The sequence below is a fragment of the Zoogloea sp. JDB1 genome, assembly GCF_056724025.1.
This window is the reverse complement of the sequence record NZ_CM161496.1, coordinates 3,711,814-3,731,246: the sequence shown is the minus strand read 5'-3', so window position 1 is coordinate 3,731,246 and position 19,433 is coordinate 3,711,814. Positions and strand designations below refer to the sequence as shown.

At 62.1% G+C, this 19,433-nt stretch carries 24 protein-coding genes; 14 read left to right on the top strand and 10 right to left on the bottom strand.

The genetic code is table 11. The annotated features are described in order from the left end of the window. Positions 1-19 precede the first annotated feature (19 nt). The 8 genes from AC1PPK_RS16880 to AC1PPK_RS16845 all read left to right on the top strand — a co-directional run bounded on the left by AC1PPK_RS16880 (position 20) and on the right by AC1PPK_RS16845 (position 6,251). Complete coding sequence (locus tag AC1PPK_RS16880) at positions 20-202, top strand: 4Fe-4S dicluster domain-containing protein (RefSeq protein ID WP_481114170.1); 183 nt, start codon at positions 20-22, stop codon at positions 200-202. 8 nt (positions 203-210) lie between these two features. Beyond that, complete coding sequence (locus AC1PPK_RS16875; protein ID WP_481114169.1) at positions 211-921, top strand: dinitrogenase iron-molybdenum cofactor N-terminal domain-containing protein; 711 nt, start codon at positions 211-213, stop codon at positions 919-921. Positions 922-1,249: 328 nt separating this feature from the next. Next, positions 1,250-2,674, top strand: a complete 1,425-nt coding sequence (gene vnfD, locus AC1PPK_RS16870) for a nitrogenase vanadium-iron protein, alpha chain (RefSeq protein ID WP_481114168.1) — start codon at positions 1,250-1,252, stop codon at positions 2,672-2,674. Then, entirely contained in the window at positions 2,674-3,015 is a 342-nt protein-coding gene (gene vnfG, locus AC1PPK_RS16865) for a V-containing nitrogenase subunit delta (RefSeq protein ID WP_481114167.1), read from the top strand. Before vnfD ends, vnfG begins: the two co-directional genes overlap by 1 nt. Positions 3,016-3,067: 52 nt before the next feature. Beyond that, entirely contained in the window at positions 3,068-4,492 is a 1,425-nt protein-coding gene (gene vnfK, locus AC1PPK_RS16860) for a V-containing nitrogenase subunit beta (protein ID WP_481114166.1), read from the top strand. Between the two features lie 106 nt (positions 4,493-4,598). Then, a complete protein-coding gene (locus AC1PPK_RS16855; protein ID WP_481114165.1) occupies positions 4,599-5,492 on the top strand; it encodes a hypothetical protein in 894 nt (297 codons plus the stop codon). 38 nt (positions 5,493-5,530) lie between these two features. Then, positions 5,531-6,004, top strand: coding sequence for a NifB/NifX family molybdenum-iron cluster-binding protein (locus tag AC1PPK_RS16850; protein ID WP_481114164.1), 474 nt, complete (start codon positions 5,531-5,533; stop codon positions 6,002-6,004). Between the two features lie 10 nt (positions 6,005-6,014). After that, positions 6,015-6,251, top strand: a complete 237-nt coding sequence (locus AC1PPK_RS16845; protein WP_481114163.1) for a hypothetical protein — start codon at positions 6,015-6,017, stop codon at positions 6,249-6,251. Positions 6,252-6,355: 104 nt separating this feature from the next. Here the strand turns inward: AC1PPK_RS16845 and AC1PPK_RS16840 are convergent, their stop codons facing one another. From AC1PPK_RS16840 to AC1PPK_RS16820, 5 genes are read right to left on the bottom strand one after another with little or no spacing between them, the layout of a single operon-like run. Then, entirely contained in the window at positions 6,356-6,553 is a 198-nt protein-coding gene (locus tag AC1PPK_RS16840) for a Nif11-like leader peptide family natural product precursor (RefSeq protein ID WP_481114162.1), read from the bottom strand. Then, positions 6,544-7,410 (bottom strand): phosphate/phosphite/phosphonate ABC transporter substrate-binding protein, encoded by an 867-nt coding sequence (gene phnD / locus AC1PPK_RS16835; RefSeq protein WP_481114161.1) that lies wholly within the window; start codon positions 7,408-7,410, stop codon positions 6,544-6,546. Before phnD (AC1PPK_RS16835) ends, AC1PPK_RS16840 begins: the two co-directional genes overlap by 10 nt. Beyond that, the gene (gene phnE / locus AC1PPK_RS16830) at positions 7,407-8,252 is read right to left on the bottom strand and encodes a phosphonate ABC transporter, permease protein PhnE (protein WP_481114160.1); all 846 of its coding nucleotides are present in this window, start codon (positions 8,250-8,252) and stop codon (positions 7,407-7,409) included. Before phnE ends, phnD (AC1PPK_RS16835) begins: the two co-directional genes overlap by 4 nt. A 4-nt stretch (positions 8,253-8,256) precedes the next feature. Beyond that, positions 8,257-9,147 (bottom strand): phosphate/phosphite/phosphonate ABC transporter substrate-binding protein, encoded by an 891-nt coding sequence (phnD, locus tag AC1PPK_RS16825; protein ID WP_481114159.1) that lies wholly within the window; start codon positions 9,145-9,147, stop codon positions 8,257-8,259. Beyond that, positions 9,144-10,010 carry a phosphonate ABC transporter ATP-binding protein gene (locus AC1PPK_RS16820; protein ID WP_481114158.1) on the bottom strand — a complete coding sequence of 289 codons (867 nt, stop codon included), beginning with the start codon at positions 10,008-10,010 and terminating at the stop codon, positions 9,144-9,146. Before AC1PPK_RS16820 ends, phnD (AC1PPK_RS16825) begins: the two co-directional genes overlap by 4 nt. Positions 10,011-10,496: 486 nt before the next feature. Between AC1PPK_RS16820 and AC1PPK_RS16815 the strand changes: the two genes are divergently transcribed. Both AC1PPK_RS16815 and AC1PPK_RS16810 read left to right on the top strand, forming a co-directional pair. Continuing rightward, positions 10,497-10,775, top strand: coding sequence for a NifU family protein (locus tag AC1PPK_RS16815; protein ID WP_481114157.1), 279 nt, complete (start codon positions 10,497-10,499; stop codon positions 10,773-10,775). A gap of 160 nt (positions 10,776-10,935) precedes the next feature. Further along, positions 10,936-12,600, top strand: coding sequence for a sigma 54-interacting transcriptional regulator (locus AC1PPK_RS16810; RefSeq protein ID WP_481114156.1), 1,665 nt, complete (start codon positions 10,936-10,938; stop codon positions 12,598-12,600). Between the two features lie 81 nt (positions 12,601-12,681). Here the strand turns inward: AC1PPK_RS16810 and AC1PPK_RS16805 are convergent, their stop codons facing one another. Beyond that, entirely contained in the window at positions 12,682-13,275 is a 594-nt protein-coding gene (locus AC1PPK_RS16805; RefSeq protein WP_481114155.1) for a hypothetical protein, read from the bottom strand. 282 nt (positions 13,276-13,557) lie between these two features. Between AC1PPK_RS16805 and AC1PPK_RS16800 the strand changes: the two genes are divergently transcribed. Continuing rightward, positions 13,558-14,601 (top strand): DNA-binding protein, encoded by a 1,044-nt coding sequence (locus AC1PPK_RS16800; protein WP_481114154.1) that lies wholly within the window; start codon positions 13,558-13,560, stop codon positions 14,599-14,601. Between the two features lie 220 nt (positions 14,602-14,821). Here the strand turns inward: AC1PPK_RS16800 and AC1PPK_RS16795 are convergent, their stop codons facing one another. From AC1PPK_RS16795 to AC1PPK_RS16780, 4 genes are all read right to left on the bottom strand, one after another. After that, positions 14,822-15,019: a hypothetical protein gene (locus AC1PPK_RS16795; RefSeq protein WP_481114153.1), complete on the bottom strand. Its 198-nt coding sequence runs from the start codon at positions 15,017-15,019 to the stop codon at positions 14,822-14,824. Next, a complete protein-coding gene (locus tag AC1PPK_RS16790; protein ID WP_481114152.1) occupies positions 15,020-16,270 on the bottom strand; it encodes an RtcB family protein in 1,251 nt (416 codons plus the stop codon). A gap of 224 nt (positions 16,271-16,494) precedes the next feature. Further along, on the bottom strand, positions 16,495-16,917 hold the full coding sequence (locus tag AC1PPK_RS16785) for a helix-turn-helix domain-containing protein (RefSeq protein ID WP_481114151.1): 423 nt from the start codon (positions 16,915-16,917) through the stop codon (positions 16,495-16,497). Positions 16,918-17,060: 143 nt separating this feature from the next. Continuing rightward, entirely contained in the window at positions 17,061-17,447 is a 387-nt protein-coding gene (locus tag AC1PPK_RS16780; RefSeq protein WP_481114150.1) for a hypothetical protein, read from the bottom strand. A 29-nt stretch (positions 17,448-17,476) separates the two neighbouring features. Here AC1PPK_RS16780 and AC1PPK_RS16775 point away from each other — a divergent pair, with 29 nt between their 5' ends. From AC1PPK_RS16775 to AC1PPK_RS16765, 3 genes are all read left to right on the top strand, one after another. Next, positions 17,477-17,809 (top strand): hypothetical protein, encoded by a 333-nt coding sequence (locus AC1PPK_RS16775; protein WP_481114149.1) that lies wholly within the window; start codon positions 17,477-17,479, stop codon positions 17,807-17,809. A 160-nt stretch (positions 17,810-17,969) separates the two neighbouring features. Further along, positions 17,970-18,317: a hypothetical protein gene (locus tag AC1PPK_RS16770; protein WP_481114148.1), complete on the top strand. Its 348-nt coding sequence runs from the start codon at positions 17,970-17,972 to the stop codon at positions 18,315-18,317. Next, positions 18,318-19,376 (top strand): phage/plasmid replication protein, II/X family, encoded by a 1,059-nt coding sequence (locus AC1PPK_RS16765; RefSeq protein WP_481114147.1) that lies wholly within the window; start codon positions 18,318-18,320, stop codon positions 19,374-19,376. Positions 19,377-19,433: the final 57 nt, after the last annotated feature.

Here is a 19,433-nt window from a genome sequence, read left to right as displayed (position 1 = left end):
CCGCAGCCTGGAGTTCGCCATGGCCATGATGATCGATCCGGATGCCTGCAGCCTGTGCGGCGACTGCAAGCCGGTGTGCCCGACCCGCTCGGTGCTGAAGAAGAGCGGCGTCTATTCCATCAACCCCGAAACCTGCACCGAATGCGATGGCGATCCGGCCTGCCTCGCCGAATGCGCGTCCGGCGCCATTACGCCGCTGTAGGCCGCGGTATGACGTCCAGACTTTCGGCGGAGCTCGCGCTGCGCATCGGCCTGGCGGCCCGCGCGTTACCGGGTGTGCCGGTGGCCGACGCGGTTCAAACCCTGATCGCGCTACTGGGGTTTCCGCTGACCGACCGCAAGCTCCGCTCGCTGACAGTGGCGCAATTGCGGGCCGCACCCGGCGGACGCCTCCCGCAGCTGCCGCGGCCGCAGCTGCGGGAGGCGCTGGCCTTTCTGGCGGACCGGGCGACCGTGAACATCATCGACACCACGATTCCGCCGATCCAGCGCTATGAGGATGGCGACATGCCAGGCTCCATCCGCATCGCCATTGCGTCCGACTCGGGGCTGCAGCTGGACGGCTTCTTCAACGCCTGCCTGCGTTTCCTGATCTTCCAGTTGAGCGCGACGGAAAGGCGGCTGATCGACGTGCGCGGAACGGCGGCCGCCAAGGCCGCGGACGACGGGAACCGATGGCGGGCGGAGTGCATTGCCGATTGCCATCTGCTGCTGACCGTCGGCGTGGGCACATCCAATGCGGCGCGCCTCATGCACCTCGGCGTCCATCCGCTGGGTTATGGGAGCCCGATGGACGCGCCCTGGGCCCTGGATCAGATCCAGTTGGTCCTGCAGGGCACGCCGCCGCCCTGGCTCGTGAAAGCCGGAAGGCTCGAGCGGCCACGCCCGCTGGCCATCCATTGCGGATCGAGCCTGCAATAGAAATTTCCCGATAGCTCATATCGACCCGTCCCGCCGGAATTGGCGCGACGGGTTTCTTATTTCATCCGAAAAAGCCGCGCGCACAATCGCGAACACCAAATTGTGCTTGGTACGTGGGCGAACGGATTTAAAAGCCTTGAAAAAATGGAGCCGAAATTGAGTTTTACGAACAAGGTCTTCAATACCTTGATTTGCCTGTAAATTCTTTTTTTCTGGATTTATTTGAATGACGTGGCACGCTCGATGCTAAATGGAATTGCCTTCCTGATCGAAAAGCTTTTTCGTTTCCACTCCGGTCAATCCGGAATCAATTGCAAGGAGAAATGCCATGCCCATGGTCCTGCTCGAATGCGACAAGGACATTCCCGAGCGCCAGAAACACATTTACCTCAAGGCGCCCGACGAGGACACTCGTGAATACCTGCCTATTGCCAACGCGGCGACGATTCCCGGCACCCTGTCCGAGCGCGGCTGCGCCTTCTGTGGCGCCAAGCTGGTGATCGGCGGTGTGCTGAAGGACACCATCCAGATGATCCACGGCCCGCTCGGCTGCGCCTACGACACCTGGCACACCAAGCGCTACCCGACGGACAACGGCCACTTCAACATGAAGTACGTGTGGTCCACCGACATGAAGGAAAGCCACATCGTGTTCGGCGGCGAGAAGCGCCTCGAACAGAGCATGAACGAGGCCTTCGACGAGATGCCGGACATCAAGCGGATGATCGTCTATACCACCTGCCCGACGGCGCTGATCGGCGACGACATTAAGGCGGTGGCCAAGAAGGTCATGAAGGAGCGGCCGGATGTGGACATCTTCACCGTCGAATGTCCGGGCTTCTCCGGCGTGTCCCAGTCCAAGGGCCACCACGTGCTCAATATCGGCTGGATCAATGAGAAGGTCGAGACGCTGGAGAAGGAAATCACCAGTGAATACACGATGAACTTCATCGGCGACTTCAACATCCAGGGCGATACCCAGCTGCTGCAGACCTACTGGGACAAGCTCGGCATCCAGGTGGTCGCCCACTTCACCGGCAACGGCACCTACGACGACCTGCGCTGCATGCACCAGGCCAAGCTCAACGTGGTGAATTGCGCCCGCTCGTCGGGCTACATCGCCAACGAACTCAAGAAGCGCTACGGCATTCCGCGCCTGGACATCGACTCCTGGGGCTTCAGCTACATGGCCGAGGGCATCCGCAAGATCTGCGCCTTCTTCGGCATCGAGGAGCGCGGCGAGGCGCTGATCGCCGAGGAGGAGGCCAAGTGGAAGCCCAAGCTCGACTGGTACAAGGAGCGCCTGCAGGGCAAGAAGATGGCGATCTGGACCGGCGGCCCGCGCCTGTGGCACTGGACCAAGTCGGTCGAGGACGACCTGGGCATCCAAGTGGTGGCCATGTCGTCCAAGTTCGGCCATGAAGAGGACTTCGAGAAGGTCATCGCCCGCGGCCGCGAAGGCACGTATTACATTGACGATGGCAACGAGCTGGAGTTCTTCGAGATCATCGACCTGGTCAAACCGGACGTGATCTTCACCGGCCCGCGGGTCGGCGAGCTGGTCAAGAAGCTGCACATCCCGTACGTGAATGGCCACGGCTACCACAACGGCCCCTATATGGGCTTCGAGGGTTTCGTGAATCTGGCCCGCGACACCTACAACGCGGTGTACAACCCCCTGCGCCACCTGGCCGCCGTCGATATCCGCGACAAGGCCCAGAGCACGCCGGTGATCATGCGGGAGGCTGCGTGATGCTGGAAGACAAGCTCGAGGACGTCTTCAGCTACACGGAGGAGCGCTGCCTGTGGCAGTTCTTCTCCCGTACCTGGGACCGCACCGAAAACATCCACGGCGTCGTCGATCAGGCCACGGCCCTGCTCACCGGCAAGCCGCCCAAGCGCGATACCCCGATGGAGCGTCTGCACTACGCCGACGGCCGGATCATGGCCGACGACCTGCGGGAGCGCTATCCGTGGGTGCGCGAAGCCGGCGAAGAGGAGATCACCCAGGTGATGGAGAGCCTCAAGGCCCGCCTGCTCGACACCACGATCGCCCGCTCCACCAACCGCGAACTCAATCACCACCTTTATTGAGGCACCACCGGGCGGAGGCCTCGGCACCTGCCCGCAGCCAAGGGGAATTCTCATGAGTGCATGTGATACGGCCGCCGTGAAGCCGGCCGAAGTGAAACTCGTCCCGAAGGACCGGGGCGGCATCATCAACCCGATGTACGACTGCCAGCCGGCCGGCGCCCAGTTCGCCGGGATCGGCGTCAAGGACTGCATTCCGCTGGTCCATGGCGGCCAGGGCTGCACGATGTTCGTGCGCCTGCTGTTCGCCCAGCATTTCAAGGAGAACTTCGACATCGCCTCCACCTCGCTGCACGAGGAGTCGGCAGTGTTCGGCGGAACCAAGCGGGTGGAGGAGGGCGTGATGGTGCTGGCCAAGCGCTATCCGAACCTGCGGGTGATCCCGATCATCACCACCTGCTCGACGGAAGTGATCGGCGACGACATCGAAGGCACCATCAACAACTGCAACCGGGCTCTCAAGGCCGAGTTCCCGGATCGCCAGATCTACCTGGCGCCGGTGCATACGCCCAGCTTCAAGGGCAGCCATGTGAGCGGCTATGCCGAGTGCCTGAAGTCGATGGTGAAGACTATCGCCAAGACCAAGGGTGCGCCGAACGGCAAGCTCAACCTGATCCCCGGCTGGGTCAATCCGGGCGACATCACACTCCTCAAGTACTACATGAAGGAGATGGGCGTCGACGCCAACATCCTGGTGGATACCGAGGATTTCGACTCCCCGATGATGCCCAACAAGGTCATCGACACTCACGGTCGCACCACCGTCGAGGACATTCAGGAAAGTGCCAACGCGGTCGCCACCGTGGCATTGGCCCGCTATGAAGGTGCCACCACCAGCGAGTACCTGCAGGATGCCTTTGAGGTGCCGCACAACCTGGTGAACACGCCCTACGGCATCAAGAACACCGACGACATGCTGCGCAAGATCAGCGAGATCACCGGCAAGGAGATCCCCGAGTCGCTGGTACGCGAGCGCGGCATCGCCCTCGATGCGCTGGCCGACCTGGCCCACATGTTCTTCGCCAACAAGAAGGTCGCCATCTTCGGCCACCCGGACCTGGTGCTGGGCCTCGCCCAGTTCTGCATGGAAGTGGAGCTGGAGCCGGTGCTGCTGCTGATCGGCGACGACCAGGGCAGCAAGTACAAGAAGGACCCGCGCATCGCCGAGCTCAAGGCCTCCGCCCACTTTGACATGGAGATCATCCATAACGCCGACCTGTGGGACCTGGAGAAGAAGATCGCCAAGGGCGAGGTGAAGCTCGACCTGATCATGGGGCACTCGAAGGGCCGCTACATCGCCATCGACGCCAACATCCCGATGGTCCGGGTCGGCTTCCCGACCTTCGACCGGGCGGGCCTCTACCGCAAGCCCACGGTGGGCTACAAGGGCGCGATGGAGCTGGCGGAGTCCATCGCCAACGCGATGTTCGCGCACATGGAGTACACCAGGGATCGCGAATGGATCCTGAACACCTGGTAATCCAGCCACGGCCTTGTCAGGCGCCGGTTCCGTGCAGGCGGAGCCGGCTGGAACGGAACGGGGCCACGCCCCGTTTCCGCCCTCAACCCACTGCGGAGACGCCCCCATGCTCTCGCACGACGATCTGGCGAAGGACTTCGCCGCCTGTTTTGGCCGCCGCCACCACCTGCCCGAGTATCGCCAGGTGGAGTTCTGCAGCAAGAAGAAGAAGCTCTCCTTCGGCACCCCGGAGGCCGACAGCCACTCGCAGCTTCCGGGGCTGCTGGCCACGGAAATGGCTTTTTCCCTGCTAGAAGGGCTGCTGACCTCGGCCCATCCGGACATCGAGGACCTGCCCAGCTGGAGGAAATACCAGGCCCTGCCCAGGCATGGCACGCTGGAGAAGGTCGTGGCGGAGGTCTACCGCATCCTGCGCATCTGCCACCTGGCCTGGGTCTTGCCGGACGGCCATATCGAACTGGACGACGGCCTGGTGCGCATCCGCTGCGTGCATGGACGCTGCGCCCAGTTCATCACCCTGTCCACGATGGGGCTGGAACTGCTCGAATCCTTCGTGCTGTTCTACCTCGACTCCTTCAACCAGCCCCACGGGCAAGCCTACGTCGAGGCCATGCTGGCCCAGTACTTCACCGACATCGTCGCGGAGATCAAGGGCTTCAACGATGAGGACCGCATCCTCTACCAGTTCAACCAGACCCTGCCGATGAACCGGCATTTCCGTTTCGACAACGACAACCCGGGCTTCCGCATCGACGGGGAGCTGCTGTGCATCGAGATCGGCAAGCGCTTTGCCGACCCGGCGCGCTACCCGGTGGATTTCTACCTCGTCTTCGACAACGTGCTGCACATCATCCCCGTGGAGGCGCTCAAGGAAGGTCGGCTGGCCCTGAACCGGCTATCCCTGTGGCGCGCCCGCATTGCGGATGGCGTGCACCTGCCGGAGCGCTTCCGGGCCCGCTTCGGACGCGAAGTGAACGTCGTCGGCCTGCCGATGACCTGACCCGATCCCACATCGTCCCCAACTTCTAGGAGCGCATCATGGAAAAGAACGGTTTGCTCAGGATCGCCATCGCCACCAACGATCTGCTGCAGGTCAATGCCAACTTCGCCGCGGCGCGGCAGCTTGTCATCTACGAAGTCGGCCTGCAGGGCGGCGAGTTCGTCGACAGCATCCAGTTCCGCGGCGCGGCTGCCGGCAAGGGCAATGGCAGCAAGGGGCCCGGCGGCGGCATGGGCTGTTCGATGGGCGACCCGAGTGGCGGCGCCAGCGCGGAGCACATGACGGCCCGCATCGAGGCGGTACGCGGCTGCGCGATCTTGTTCAGCAAGGGCTTGTCCGATCTGCACGCGGTGACGGTCAAGAACATGGGCGTATATCCGGTGAAGATGGAGAACAGCCGGGACATCACCGAGGTCGTCGAATACGTGCAGCGCATGCTGGAGCGTCCGCCCTTGTGGATGCGTCGCGCGCTGGGCGTCGAGGCGCCGGCCAAATACGCGGAAACCTGCTGAGGAGACGACGATGAAGACCCGTGGTCTGCAGAATGCAATCAATCGCCTGAAGGGCGCCCGCAAGTTCGGCAGCATGACGCTGCTGGCCCAGGCGGAAAGGGAGGCGCGGCAAACCCTGGAACAGGCGCGCGTGTGGATGGAACGTGCCGGCCTGGGCGATGCCTCGACCGCCGACGAACGCCATGGCGAAGTAGTGAAGGCGGTGCTGGAGCTGGAAGTGACCCTGTTCGGCACGCCGCCGCGCTGACGTCCGCCTGTTTTCCAGCGACCTCCCGTATGAGAAGGGCCCGTTCCTCCCGGAGCGGGCCCTTCTCTCTTTGCTGCCCCCGGCTTGGGCGCAGCGACGGCAGGCTACATCGGCGTAATGCCGTACTCCTTGTAGATCTCGTCCTGGGCGAGGCGGAACTCCTCCATCGAGAAGGCATAGCCGCTTTCCTTGAGAAAAGCCCAGGAGGCCGGCTCGTCCTCGGACAGGGCTTGCACGGCCTCGCGGAAGTCGGCGTCGGAACGCATGCGGCGGATATAGGACAGGGCGGAATCTACGGACATGAAAGGATCTCCGGTTGTGAAGCGATGGTGAAGGGATGGGTGAAAGGGGAGGCGGCCTGCGGTACGCTGCCGGGGACGAGGCGTGCCTGCAGGATGTCTTCCATCCACTGGCGTACCCGGTCCACGTCCGCATCCACGGCCGGGATGAAGGCGTCGGCGCGATAGGCACGTAAGGGTGCGGGCAGGCGCAGACGGACGAAAGCCTGGCGCAGGTCTTCCTTCAGATAAGGGTCGAGCCCGGCGCGGAAGGTCCACATGTATTCGGGGATCGGCCGGGATGTGGCCAACACGCGCAGGCTGTCCGGCGCGATGAACCCCTCGCCGAGCAGCCGCGTATAAACCTCCTTGCTCATGCCACCGGCCGGGACGCGCATTTCCGCTACGGCGCTGGCCACCTGGTCGTGGCCGCCGAAGTGCCGCCTGCGGTAATCCCGCTCGGCGACCAGCCCCGCCTCCAACAGCAGGTGGCGGGGCACCCAGCTGCCGGACGTGGAAGCCAGGTCGCCCAGCGCGATCTCCTTGCCCCGCAGGTCGTAGAGGCAGGTGGCGGGGCTGGCATGGGGAACGACGATGACGGCCTGGAAGGTTGGGCCGGTGCTGCCGTCGTGCGTCGGCCGCGCGAAGGGCTCCAGCTCGGCCTTGCGGCTCTGCAGGATGTAGGTGACGGGGCCCAGATAGGCGATGTCGAGCCGCCCGGCGCGTAGCGCCTCACCGGTGGCGGAATAGGTCTCGCCGACGATCAGCTCGACCGGCATCGCCAGCTGCTCTTCCAGATAGGCTTGCAGCGGCGCATTGCGGGCCAGCACGACGGGGGGCGACTCACCTGGCAGCAGGCCACAGCGCAGGGGTGTGCTCATGGCTGTGCGAGTCCGTCGACGAAATGGCGGCGCAGGCGGCCGCCAAGGACATTGATCACCGAAACCAGGCCGAGCAACAGCAGGATCAGCGCGCTGGCTTCCCGGTATTCGAAGAGATGGAAGGCGGTGACGATCTCCAGCCCGATCCCGCCGGCACCGACGACGCCCAGGGTCGTGGCAGCGCGGAGGTTGTGCTCCCAGCGGTACAACGTGACATCCACCAGACGCGGCAGGATCTGCGGCAGCACCGAGAAACGCAGCACACCCAGCGGCGAAACGCCCTGGGCACGCAGCGCGTTGCCCGGCGCGGCGTCCACGTGCTCGAGGATTTCGGCGCAGAATTTGCCGAGCATGCCCGTTGAGTGGCTGGCGAGGGCCAGGATACCGGGCAGCGGGCCGAAACCCACCGCGGCGACGAACATGATTCCCCACACCAACCCCGGAATGGAGCGAATGGCGTTAAGCGCCAGACGCACAGGGCTGCCCAGCCAGCTCGGTGCAATGTTGCGGGCCGCCAGCGCGCCCAGCGGGATGGCCACGATCAGGCCGAAGCAGGTGCCGACGACGCTCATGCTCAAGGTATCCAGCAAGGGGCGTCCCCACCGGGGCCAGCGGCTGAAGTCTGGCGGGCAAGCGTCCCCCAGCAGTTGGACGATGGTGGGCAGCGTGTCGCGATAACGGGGCAGGTCGAAGGCGCCACCAAACACCGCCAGTAGCACGACGGCGCAAGCCAGCAGGCTGGCAAGGAGCAGCCTGCGCCGGTGTTGCTGGTGACCGCAGCACAGCACGGCTTCGATGGCCGGATCGACGTCCCGAAGCGGAATTGGGCGATTGGGCTGCATGATGTCAGCGGGCGGCGGGCACAGCGTCGGGAGAACTCTTCCGGATCGCCTCGATCCAGCCGCGGACTTTGTCCACATCGCCATCCGCGGCCGGTACGAAGGCCTCGGCCCGGAACACTGCCAGGGCCGCACCGTCGTGCATGTCAAGGAATGCCTGGCGAATCTCGTCCTTCAGGGCAGGAGGGAGGCCCTCACGGAAGGTCCACATGTATTCGGGAATCGCCGGGGACTCCGCCAGGATGCGCACGCGTCCAGCGTCGATACGTCCTTCCTTCAACAGGCGCTGATAGATCGGCAGGGACAGGCCGCCGGCGGCAACCTGCTTGTTCGCCACCGCCAGTGCGACTGCATCGTGGGCACCGAGAACGCGCAAGGTGTAGTCGCGCCCGGCCACCAGACCGGAGTCCAGCAACTGGTAACGCGGCACCCATGTGCCCGAGGTCGAGGCTGGGTCGCCGAAAGCGATGTCCTTGCCCTTGAGGTCGGCGAGCACGTGCGCGGGGCTGTCCTGCGGGACGATGATCACGGCCTGGAAGGACGGGCCAACCTGCGGGTGGGAGGGCCGGGCGAACGGCTCCAGCTTGGCCCGCCGACTTTGCAGGATGTAGGTGACGGGCCCAAGATAGGCGATGTCAATACGCCCGAAGCGCAAGGCCTCGCCGGTGGCGGCGTAGCTCGCGCCGACCATCAGCTCCACAGGCAGGCCCAGGCGTTTTTCGAGGTGGGCCCGCAGGGCTTCGTTCAGGCGCATCACAGTGGGCGCGGATTCGCCTGGCAGCAGGCCGAGCACCAGCTTGTCGGGCCGTGCGGCGGTTTCGGCGGCGCCGGCGGAAATGCCGATGCAAAGAAGGATGAAGGCGCAAAGAAGACGCGCCCCTTGAGCGAGCTTGATCATATCGGTTCTCCGGAAAGGGAAGGTGTGGATGCAAAGAGGCGTTGCTGCACGGCGAGGTCGAAATCCGACGCCGGGCCATCGAAGCAGACCCGGCCATCCCGCAATCCGACGATGCGATCGGCCAGGCGGCGGGCCATGTCCAACTGGTGCAAGACGAGCACGACGGTGACGCCCGAAGCCTGTGCATATCCCTTGAGCAGGCTGCCGAGCGATGCTGCAAGCCCGGGGTCCAGCGCCGAGAAGGGTTCGTCACCGAGCAGCAGGCGCGGCTGCCGCACCATGGCACGGGCGATGCCGACACGCTGGCGCTCGCCGCCGCTGAGATTCGCCGCGCGAGCATGAGCGTGGGGCAACAGGCCGACTTCCTGCAGAGCAGCGGCGGCCTGTTCCTGAAGCTCGGCTGGCCAGGGCAGGGGGCTGAGGGGATGACGGCGGTCGGCCAGGCCGAGCAATACGTTATCGAGGGCGCTGATGCGATCGATCAGGGCGTGTTCCTGGAACACCGTGGCAGTCCGCCGTCTGTGGATCTGCAGTGTTTCCGGCGACGACAGGCAGCCCATTCCGTTCAGCACGACCTGCCCGGCCGTCGGCCGGATGAGGCCGTTAAGCACGCCGAGCAGGGTCGTTTTGCCTGCACCGGACGGGCCGACAATAGCGGTCACACCGCCTTCCCGGATCGGCATGGAAACGTCTGTGAGGATGCATCTCTGCCCGCGCTGGACGGTGACATGCTCCAGGCACAGCCCACCCACCGTGGCCCCATCGGCAGCCATGGCACGGGAGGGAAGGAGGGGCTTGCGCCGTGGGGACAGCACTGAACACAGGCGCGAGATGAAGGCGGATCCGACAACAAGACTGGTCATGGTGGAACTCCCACTGGGCTTGGCAGACAGCACAGTGCGGCTGCCGTATGGGGAGGAAATGGCAAGCGCTATGCCAAGGGAGCAGCCTGCCTGGCGCCCTGTTGCAGTGATGTGCCCAGGATCGCTGCGGCCACAGGCTCGCAAGCCTTGCTGCACGCAGGATACGGCGGGAGAACGGACTGGGTCCGGGGCGCATGCCGGTGGGGTTCGGGAAAGTACGTTCCGGGCGAGATGAACGGAAAGGGACGTTTCGACGCCGCTCGATGCCCCATTCGCAAAGAGGGCGACCGTTCTTTCTTGTGCGATGCAATATCGGTCGCGTACGCCGCGGTACGCTTTCGTGTGCCCCATCCTCATCGGATACGGCAGGCGGCGGCGGGAGTAGGGCACGTTCAGGCTGTGGCGCTATGCTTCATGGGCGCCCCAACACGCTTCCGGCACGCGGCTTGCTGCCACGGAAGGCACCACATTCCGGGCACCGCTGCCATGACTACCGAATTTTCCACGGATGCACCTACTACAGCCTCCAGTGACGAAGCGCGCCTGAAGCTGATTGCCGAAACCATCCAGAGCGTTCGCCCCCGCCTGCAAAAAGACGGCGGCGACATAGAGCTGATTGCAGTGGACGGCCTGTTCGTCCGCGTCCGCCTGTCCGGAGCCTGTGTCAGCTGCACGCTGGCCGGCCAGACCCTGGGCGGCGTCCGGCGCGAATTGATGGCGGCCCTGAACGAACCGGTCCGTATCGTGCCTGTCCCCATCGACTAGATAGCCATACCGTAATAATGGTTATCCATGAATGATGAGCAGCTAGCGCTATATACTTGTTTATATTTTGATGTAGCCCGATAGCCCGTAACGCTGGAGCACCGAGTGCTGCGATGGCGTTTTCGCCCTGTTCACGAATGGACAGTGAAGGAGCATGGAAATGAGTGATCGTGTGGTCGAAAAGGGATCCGGCATCGGGTCCGAAGCGAAACCGGCCGGCAGCACCGCAAAGCCGTCGCCCGGCATTTCGGACTTTGCGGACCGAGACGTGCTACCCCATCTGTGCGAATGCAACCTCGGAGAATGCCGTACCGACCTGCTGCCGCTGCTATACGAGATCAGCCGGATCGTCACCGAGACGGGCAATCTCTCGCAGATCCTCAACATCCTGCTGCAGTTGATGAAGCGTCACATGAAGGTGATCCGCGGCATGGTGAGCCTCTACGACACGGACTCCGGCAAGATATTCATCCACGAGAGTTTCGGCCTGACGGAGGAGGAGGAGGCGAGGGGGATCTATCGCCTCGGGGAGGGCATCACCGGCCGGGTGGTGGAGACCGGCCAGCCCATCGTGGTGCCGAAGATCAGCGACGAGCCGAATTTCCTGAACCGTACCGGCAGCCGCAGCAACATCGGCGACACCCGCCTGTCCTTCCTGTGCGTGCCGATTCTGCGTGGCAAGAAGGTCATGGGCACGATCAGCGCGGAGCGGATCTACGACAACCGCCGGCTGCTGAAGCTGGACGTTGAAGTTCTGTCCATCCTGGCCGCCACCACGGCCCAGGCCGTCGAGTTGTACCTGCTCGAGAACGTCAAGAAGGTGGCGCTGGAGGACGAGAACCAGCGGCTGCGTACCGCCCTTAAGGAGAAGTTCAAGCCGGCCAACATCATTGGCAATTCGAAGCCGATGGAAGAGGTTTACCGGATGATCGAGCGCATCACGCGTTCCAAGACGACGGTCCTGATTCTCGGCGAAAGCGGCGTCGGCAAGGAACTGGTGGCCAGCGCGATCCATTACAACAGCCCGAACTCATCCGGCCCCTTCATCAAGTTCAATTGCGCGGCGCTGCCCGAAAGCGTCATCGAGAGCGAGCTGTTCGGCCACGAGAAAGGCTCGTTCACTGGCGCGGCGAGCCAGCGCAAAGGGCGCTTCGAAGAGGCCGACGGCGGCACGATCTTCCTCGACGAAGTCGGCGAACTGTCGTTGCCGATGCAGGCCAAGCTGCTGCGGGTCCTGCAGGAAAAGACCTTCGAACGGGTCGGCGGCAATGTGCCGATCAGCGTGGACATCCGGATCCTGGCGGCCACCAACCGGGATCTCGTCGAGATGGTCACGAAGGGTACGTTCCGCGAAGACCTGTATTACCGGCTCAATGTCTTCCCGATCACCATTCCGCCGCTGCGCGAACGGGGCAACGACGTGGTCGCCCTGGCCGACCATTTCGTATCCAAGTTTTCCCGTGAAATGGGTGTCGACATCCAGCGCATTTCAACACCTGCAATCAACATGTTGCTGAGTTACCACTGGCCGGGCAACGTGCGGGAACTGGAAAACGTCGTCGAGCGGGCGATCATCCTTGCTGAGGACGGCGTGATCCACGGCTATAACCTGCCGCCCTCGCTGCAGACGCCGGTAGTTTCCGAGTCTTCGGTGCTCGGCTCCCTGGACGCCAAACTCAATGCGATCGAGTACGAGATGATCGTGGATGCTCTGAAAGCCAGTCACGGCAATACGACGGAGGCCGCCATCCAGCTGGGTCTGACCCGCAGGATCCTCGGATTGCGTCTGAGCAAATACAAGCTGAACCATAAGGATTTCCGCTAGGCCCTTGATCAGCCGTGCCCGCGCCATTAGCCTGAGCCCGGATCAGCGTTGCGGCGCTGCCGGGCCGGGTCTTGCGGACGATCATGCCTCGAAGGGTTTCGGAAATACCATGCCTGCGCTGGGATCGGGAGCGATGAAGACTTCGCGCAGGCTGGCCGCACCGAGGCGGCCGCTGGGGTCCAGTTCCTCGACCTTCGCCAGCGCGGCCAGGGACTCATCCATGCGTTGCAGGCGTGCAAGGTTGTAGGCATACGCGGTCAGCGACTGCAACCACAGGCGCGGAAATGCATGCCATTCACTGAAATCCGCCATGTCCTGAGTCACATGACGCCAGTCGATGGGCAATTCCAGACGCGCCGACAACCAGTCGAGGCAGGCCAATGCCCACTGTGCTGCATCGCTCGAGCGGCGACGATAGAAATAAAAGCGGTACGCCACGATCCGGATTCCGAGCGAATCCGGCGCCTGCTCGATGATCTCCTGGACGCGCGCCTCCGTATAAGCGTCGTCGGACCAGTTGGCAAAGATGTCCTTCAGTCTGTCGCGAACATCCGGAGGGAAGTTTCGGGTGAAGTGGTAAGGCTCCAGTCGGAAGATACGAGCCGAAGCTCCGTCAGCGTTGCAGGGAACTTGATGCGGGGAGCCGGAGGAGGGCGCAGGCGTGGTCTGATTCATGGCATACCTGAATGAGGATTTACCCCATGGGCAGGCAAGAGGCGGGCCAAGCCCTCCATGACCTGGCAATATGAGTGCCAGCCGCATCCCGCGCCGCAGCTGGGTATGGGCACGGAAACGACAGCGTACGGCGGCGAACAGTCGCAGTGAAATGCGTACCAGATGGGACTTTAATTTTGCACACCTATACCGTTATAAATATAACGGTAACCGGATTTAAACGTATGTTATCTTCCAGACCATCTCTATATTCAGTCGTGTTTGTGCAGAGGGGAACAGTCCATGGCACGCAGCAGCAGCGTCAACTTCGAAGCCGTCGAGCAAATCTGCTTTCAATTGCTCGCCCAAGGCGAAAACCCGTCGTTCAACCTTGTCTATGCCGAGCTTGGCAACAAGGGATCCAGCGAGGTTGTTCAGCGCTATATCGACCAATGGCGTCGTGAGACGGGCGCGACCTTCTTCCGGAAGCGCAGCGTCCCAGGCATGCCGGATGAACTGGTTTCTTCAGCGGACGGCTTCATGTCCCGGATCTGGTCCCTGGCACTCAATCACGCGGAGCAACTCTTTGCAGCCCAGCGCCAGGCGCTGGAGCAGGAGCAGGATGCTTACCGGGTTCGTCTGCTGGCCGCCGAGCAGCGGATCGAACAACAGGATGCCGCCGCGGTGCAGGCAGCCGCACAACTCGAAGCCCTGAACGAGGCACAACGCGTCCGCGATGCAACGATCGCGGAACTGCGGCAGCAGGTGCAGGAGTCCCAGCGCCAGAAGGATGTGCAGGAAGGCCGGATCAAGCAGCTCGAGGATGCGGCAGAGGTTCGCGAGCAGAAGTTTGCTGCGGAATCCGAGCGGCTGACCAAAATGTTGCAGACCGATCGTGATCGTTACAGCACGTCCTTGAAGGATGAACAGGATCGCAGCGCACTCGAGCGCGAACTGCTGGTCAAGCAGATCGATCAGGTCCGTCAGGAAAAGCTCGGCGACATCACGGCAATGCGCCAGCAACTGGCCAACCGGGAGGAGCGCGAAAGCAAGCTGCGTGAGCAGACCGAGGAAGCCAAGGCGGCGCTGCGCGAAGCCTTGTCCAAGACGCGCCAGATCGAAACATCCCTGGCCGCCGCGGAAGGCCGGATCGAACGCCTGCAGGCACAGCTCAAGGTTGCAACCGAAGCCGCACACGGCAAGGAGTCCGCGGTAGCCGCCGCCGAAACCAGGGCACGTGTCATCGATGAAGTCCGCCTTGCAGAAACCGCACGCGCCCAACGTGCAGAAACCCTGCTGGCTGAAGCGCTGGCCGAAATCGGCCAGCTCAAGAAACAAAACGCGTAATCGTCAGGATACCGGGCCAATCACCGGCTACTGACCCTGTCAGGCTTAAGCAAAAAAACTCGTCTCTGGATACTGCCGCAGAAGGTGCCGGACCTCCCTGTCTTCAGCAAGGAAGTCCGGCACCTCGCGGGGGGATGCAAAACAGAAACAGGTCCATTGCAATCGGTGGCTTCATGGTTTTCTCCTTTAAGTAGGTCGCTCCGAGGTGGAGCAGGTAGGGTCAGTCGATTTCAAATTCCGTCTTGTCGCCGTTCAATAGGGCAACGATGGATTGCTGGGTGCGCTGTCGCATTTGCTGGCGAACGGCCTTGCGTGTCTTGCCGTGTGCGCCGGCGCGGCGTGTCAGACCCGGCACCAGCAAGGGGTTGCGTGGCTTGGTCCGGGGCAGAACGAGGAGGGTCTTCTTGGTGGCCATCATTTACCCTTTCACGCAAAGAATCTGTTTCAGTCCATGGACGACCTCCACCAAATCGCGCTGGTTGTCCATCACCTGGTCGATGTCCTTGTAGGCGGAGGGAATTTCATCGACCACGCCACCGTCCTTACGACACTCGACGCCAGCAGTCTGTGCCTCGAGGTCGAAGCGACTAAATCGGCGCTTGGCCGCACTGCGGCTCATCCGTCGGCCTGCACCATGGGAGCACGAGCAAAATGACTCGGTATTGCCCAGCCCACGGACGATGTAGGACCTTGTCCCCATGCTGCCGGGGATGATGCCCAATTCTCCAGCCTGGGCTGAGATGGCGCCTTTGCGAGTGATGAAAAGGCGTTCCCCGAGGTGTTCCTCCCGCGCCACGTAGTTGTGGTGGCAATTGATCGCTTCGTCTTCAAGCCTGAAAGGTGGCAAAAGCGGCTTCAGAGCCTCGATGATCGCCGCCATCATCCGGTTACGGTTCAGCAGCGCGTAGTCCTGCGCCCATTCGACGGCCTCGACGTAGTCATCGAACAGGTCCGAGCCTTCGGAAAAATAGGCGAGGTCCTGGTCTGGCAGATGAATCTGATGCCGCCGCATGTCCTTCTGTGCCGCGGCGATGAAATAGCGCCCCAGCACATTGCCTATGCCGCGCGAGCCTGAGTGCAACATGATCCACACCCGGTCCGCCTCGTCGAGGCACAACTCGATGAAGTGATTGCCGCCACCCAGCGTGCCGATCTGGCAGAGCCAGGTCTCGTTGAAGCGGCGCTGCATCTTCATCAGTCCCGGATGCTTGCCGACGACCACATCCAGCCGGTCGTTCAGCACCCGTCCGACGCGTTGCAGCGCACTTCCACGCATACGACTGGCCGCGTGCTGGTTGAAACCGACCGGTACTGCGCTTTCGATGCCCAGCCGCAGGCCGCGCAGGTTATCAGGAAGCTCACTGGCGATCAGCGAAGTACGTACGGCGTTCATGCCGCAGCCGATGTCGACGCCGACTGCGGCAGGGATGATGGCGCGTAGCGTAGGAATGACGCTACCGACGGTGGCGCCGATACCTGCATGTACGTCCGGCATGGCGGCCACATGGCCGTGCACGATCGGCAATGAAGCAACGTTCAGCAGTTGCTGGATTGCTTCCGGGTCAATATCGCGCGTCCAGACCTTGACAGGCACGCGACTTTTGTTCAACTCAATTTGTATGCCCATGGTGATTCCTGAATTTCTTGCAGCGGCTTTGCCGCTCTTCATGGAATCCGGGACGGAAAGGGAAGCCCAAAACAAAAACCCCCGGCAATGGCCAGGGGTTTAGCTTCTTCCCAGCCCGGATTCGCCTTGCGCGAGTTCCGGGCAGCACAATGCCTACGGTCTCAGCGCGTTGTTTCCTTCAAGTTGGCTGCAGCAGGCATTGATGTCTCCTTTGAAAGGGGTGGTTGGAAAGTGGGGAGGATTTTTCAGCAAAGGCCATGCAGATGTCAACAGTGCTGGCGCACAGGCGCGCAGATACCGGTTTTAAACCAGGGGGCACATAAACTTCTGAAAACAGTAACATCCTGATCTTTAACGATATTTTGCGCCGCTTTACTTGTTTCGGGTAGAACGGCGAGCACGAAAAAAACCGCCAAGCTCGTTGTGGCCATCCTTGCTGCCACCTTCGTCCAGTAGGCCCGCCGGCCTTCATTCTTCTCCGTCGCCGCCTCCACCTGGGCGAGCAGCTCGAACGGGTCTCTCTTCAGTATCTCTGCAAGCCGGGCGCAAGCATATGCGTCCGGTATCCGTGTTCCTTTGCGCCATTGCGCGATGTATCCGTTTGATATTTCAAGGTGTTTTGCAAGCTTGTAGTCGGTATCGACGTTTAGGGCTTGCTTTGCTTCGTCTAGTACTTTCGATATATCCATGACTCGTCTCCGGTCGGCTCCCGCTCACTTTAGCTTCATTTTGTAGCTTGACAAGTAGCTGCAATTTGAAGTTACATCCGATCCACTTCATTTTGAAGTTATCGGAGCCCCCCGTCATGTCCCACGCAAACCGCACGTCCCCGTCACCCCGTCAAGGCGCTCTTGACGCAGTAGTACCCCCAACCCATGAAGACAGCCCAAAACAGGATATTTCTGACGTTCGCCCGTTCGCCTGCATCGAGCTGAGTTTTTTTCAACCCGAAGCTGACGCCCAGCACGGCGATCAGAAGAGGAACGAGGCCCGTAACAAAGGTCTTCGTGACTTGTGCGGCGAAATTGAGCATGTCATATGGCTGCATAACAAACGGCTCTCCTCTGAGCTGTTGGAGTCTGTGTATTGGACTCTTAGTCAATCTGGGATGTTCTTCCTCGGCCTCTTCTTTGGCGCAGTTGCTTTCGCTCGTTTCCAGGAAGTTTTTGGTGGATTGCAGCCATGAAAACTTCAGCTTTTGCTTTCTGACCTTCTTCACGTCTAGCAACCATCCCCGGAGCATATCTCATGTCCAACGTAGCCCCCGTCGATAGCACGCAATCCAAAGGCCGTCCCCTCGGCCTCGGTGAAGCGGTCCTCCAAGGTCGCATTTCCCTGGTTCGCAAAGCCGGCACCATCGGCTTCTCTCACCTCCTGGTCCTTCCCGCGCCCGACCCGTTCACTGCCCCGTCCACCGTCGAGGTTGTCGCAAAGTCCCGCCTCGGTGCTGCCGAGGAAGACATCCGTGTCCGCGTCCGCATTGCCGGTTTTCGCCGCAGCTATGATTCGCGCGACAAGGACACGGGCGAAATCACCAAAGTCCAGACCGCCGACAACCGCCTGTTCGCCGTCGAAGAGTAATCGTGGCTCGCCCCTCCACTGGTCGTTCTCTCTCTGCGGTCGAACGCATGCGTCAGATGCGTGCGCGTCGCAAGGCTCAACGCATGCTTTCTCCGCTTCGCACGCTCCTTGTAGGTTTCATCGTCATTGCTGCTGGCTTGGCGATCGGCTTTTTCTTCTGATGTCCTTCACCCTCTACACCCTGACCAAGAGCGGCGCATTCGCGGATGCGTCGTTCTCGTCGTTCATCGACGCCCGGACGGAAGCGGCCACGCGAGTGCGTCGCGGCTTCCAGTTCGTTCAGATGATCCTGAACGGTCGCGGTGATCTGGAGGCCCGTATCGATCCGCTGCCGCCGTGTGCTCGGTCCTTTCGGCCGGTCTTCGAAGGCACGAAAAAAAAGTCCGGGTCCGTTGTAACACCCGGACTTAGTCCCATGGGTGGGACTCTTGATCAGTTTTCCGTGCTTTCGACGGGGGTCGGACTTAGTGCCATCGGTGGCACTTTCGAGCTGGCCGAGGGGGTCTGAATGATCGACTGGATGACCCTCCGTTACCCCTTGGCGAAGCTGCCGCCCGCCATTCAGGATCGTGTGCTGTCCGCCCTCGGCCGCATCACCTGCGTGTCGCCTGACGGCGAAATCCGCTGGGAAAAGCCGGTTCTGGATCTCGATGCGCTGCGCTCCGATACGCCGGGCCTGTGCTGGACCGTTACCGGCGGCGCCGATGGTGAGATGCGTTTGACCATCGGCGCCTCACCAGCCTTCATCACCTACGGCAACAACGTGTTTGGCTCTTCCGAGGTCCGCGAGTGCGCGGGCGTCCTGACGCGCTTTGCCTCCAAGTGCCTCTCGTCGATCTTGCCGCCAGCCCACGAATGGGAATGCCGCCGGATCGATGTCACCGAGAACTACGCCCTCTCCAGCAAACGTGAGGTGAAGCAGTTCCTTCGGCAGCTCATTACCGCCGATGCCGGCCGCGCCAAAGCGACCAGCGGAGGAGGGGATAGCGTCTATTGGAACAAGGGCTCGGACCTGCGCAAGGGCAAGGGCTACGGCAAGGGCGATCAGCTCCGCAAGCTGGTCAAGGATCGCAAAGCCGAGATTTCTGACGATCTCCTCGAGCTGGCCGACCGCCTTGCCCGTTTGGAACTGACTCTCGGCGCCCGCTGGTTCCGCCGGCTGGCCGAAGAGGGTCGTAACTGGTGGGATCTCACCACCGAAGAACTGCAGAAACAGCACGAACAGTATTTCGAACGCTTCATCGGAAAGCAGGAGGTCACGGACATGGGCATGCTCTTGGAAGAACTGGAAAAGGTCACGGTCACGAAGAATGGTGTTCAAGTGCAGGTGACCAAGTCACAAGCTCTTGCCGCTCATCGCACCTGGGCACTGATCAAGGCCATTGGTTACGAACTCGCTCGCGAGTCGATCCCCCGTACTACGTGGTTTCGTCATATCGCCATGTTGCGTGCCGCTGGCCTCTCCGACGCCGACATCGGCGCCGGCAACGTCCTGCCGTTCCGCCGCCGCGAAATCTGCATCGCTCAGCCGGTTCGTTCCTGGGCGGAACTGAGGGCCGTTGCCTGATGGAAGCCTACCTCCACGCTGGTTTTCTGGTGCTGGCGTTCGCCGCCGGCTACCTCT

Bases quoted from the DNA above. Each gene is read 5' to 3' on its own strand.
- vnfD (WP_481114168.1), top strand. From the start codon at position 1,250: ATGCCCATGGTCCTGCTCGAATGCGACAAGGACATTCCCGAGCGCCAG.
- phnE (WP_481114160.1), bottom strand. From the start codon at position 8,252: ATGCAGCCCAATCGCCCAATTCCGCTTCGGGACGTCGATCCGGCCATC.
- AC1PPK_RS16815 (WP_481114157.1), top strand. From the start codon at position 10,497: ATGACTACCGAATTTTCCACGGATGCACCTACTACAGCCTCCAGTGAC.
- AC1PPK_RS16765 (WP_481114147.1), top strand. From the start codon at position 18,318: ATGATCGACTGGATGACCCTCCGTTACCCCTTGGCGAAGCTGCCGCCC.
- AC1PPK_RS16805 (WP_481114155.1), bottom strand. From the start codon at position 13,275: ATGAATCAGACCACGCCTGCGCCCTCCTCCGGCTCCCCGCATCAAGTT.
- AC1PPK_RS16785 (WP_481114151.1), bottom strand. From the start codon at position 16,917: ATGGATATATCGAAAGTACTAGACGAAGCAAAGCAAGCCCTAAACGTC.
- AC1PPK_RS16800 (WP_481114154.1), top strand. From the start codon at position 13,558: ATGGCACGCAGCAGCAGCGTCAACTTCGAAGCCGTCGAGCAAATCTGC.
- AC1PPK_RS16775 (WP_481114149.1), top strand. From the start codon at position 17,477: ATGTCCAACGTAGCCCCCGTCGATAGCACGCAATCCAAAGGCCGTCCC.
- AC1PPK_RS16850 (WP_481114164.1), top strand. From the start codon at position 5,531: ATGGAAAAGAACGGTTTGCTCAGGATCGCCATCGCCACCAACGATCTG.
- AC1PPK_RS16820 (WP_481114158.1), bottom strand. From the start codon at position 10,010: ATGACCAGTCTTGTTGTCGGATCCGCCTTCATCTCGCGCCTGTGTTCA.
- AC1PPK_RS16845 (WP_481114163.1), top strand. From the start codon at position 6,015: ATGAAGACCCGTGGTCTGCAGAATGCAATCAATCGCCTGAAGGGCGCC.
- AC1PPK_RS16810 (WP_481114156.1), top strand. From the start codon at position 10,936: ATGAGTGATCGTGTGGTCGAAAAGGGATCCGGCATCGGGTCCGAAGCG.
- AC1PPK_RS16855 (WP_481114165.1), top strand. From the start codon at position 4,599: ATGCTCTCGCACGACGATCTGGCGAAGGACTTCGCCGCCTGTTTTGGC.
- AC1PPK_RS16770 (WP_481114148.1), top strand. From the start codon at position 17,970: ATGTCCTTCACCCTCTACACCCTGACCAAGAGCGGCGCATTCGCGGAT.
- phnD (WP_481114161.1), bottom strand. From the start codon at position 7,410: ATGAGCACACCCCTGCGCTGTGGCCTGCTGCCAGGTGAGTCGCCCCCC.
- AC1PPK_RS16790 (WP_481114152.1), bottom strand. From the start codon at position 16,270: ATGAAGAGCGGCAAAGCCGCTGCAAGAAATTCAGGAATCACCATGGGC.
- AC1PPK_RS16875 (WP_481114169.1), top strand. From the start codon at position 211: ATGACGTCCAGACTTTCGGCGGAGCTCGCGCTGCGCATCGGCCTGGCG.
- vnfG (WP_481114167.1), top strand. From the start codon at position 2,674: ATGCTGGAAGACAAGCTCGAGGACGTCTTCAGCTACACGGAGGAGCGC.
- AC1PPK_RS16840 (WP_481114162.1), bottom strand. From the start codon at position 6,553: ATGTCCGTAGATTCCGCCCTGTCCTATATCCGCCGCATGCGTTCCGAC.
- phnD (WP_481114159.1), bottom strand. From the start codon at position 9,147: ATGATCAAGCTCGCTCAAGGGGCGCGTCTTCTTTGCGCCTTCATCCTT.
- AC1PPK_RS16795 (WP_481114153.1), bottom strand. From the start codon at position 15,019: ATGATGGCCACCAAGAAGACCCTCCTCGTTCTGCCCCGGACCAAGCCA.
- AC1PPK_RS16880 (WP_481114170.1), top strand. From the start codon at position 20: ATGGCCATGATGATCGATCCGGATGCCTGCAGCCTGTGCGGCGACTGC.
- vnfK (WP_481114166.1), top strand. From the start codon at position 3,068: ATGAGTGCATGTGATACGGCCGCCGTGAAGCCGGCCGAAGTGAAACTC.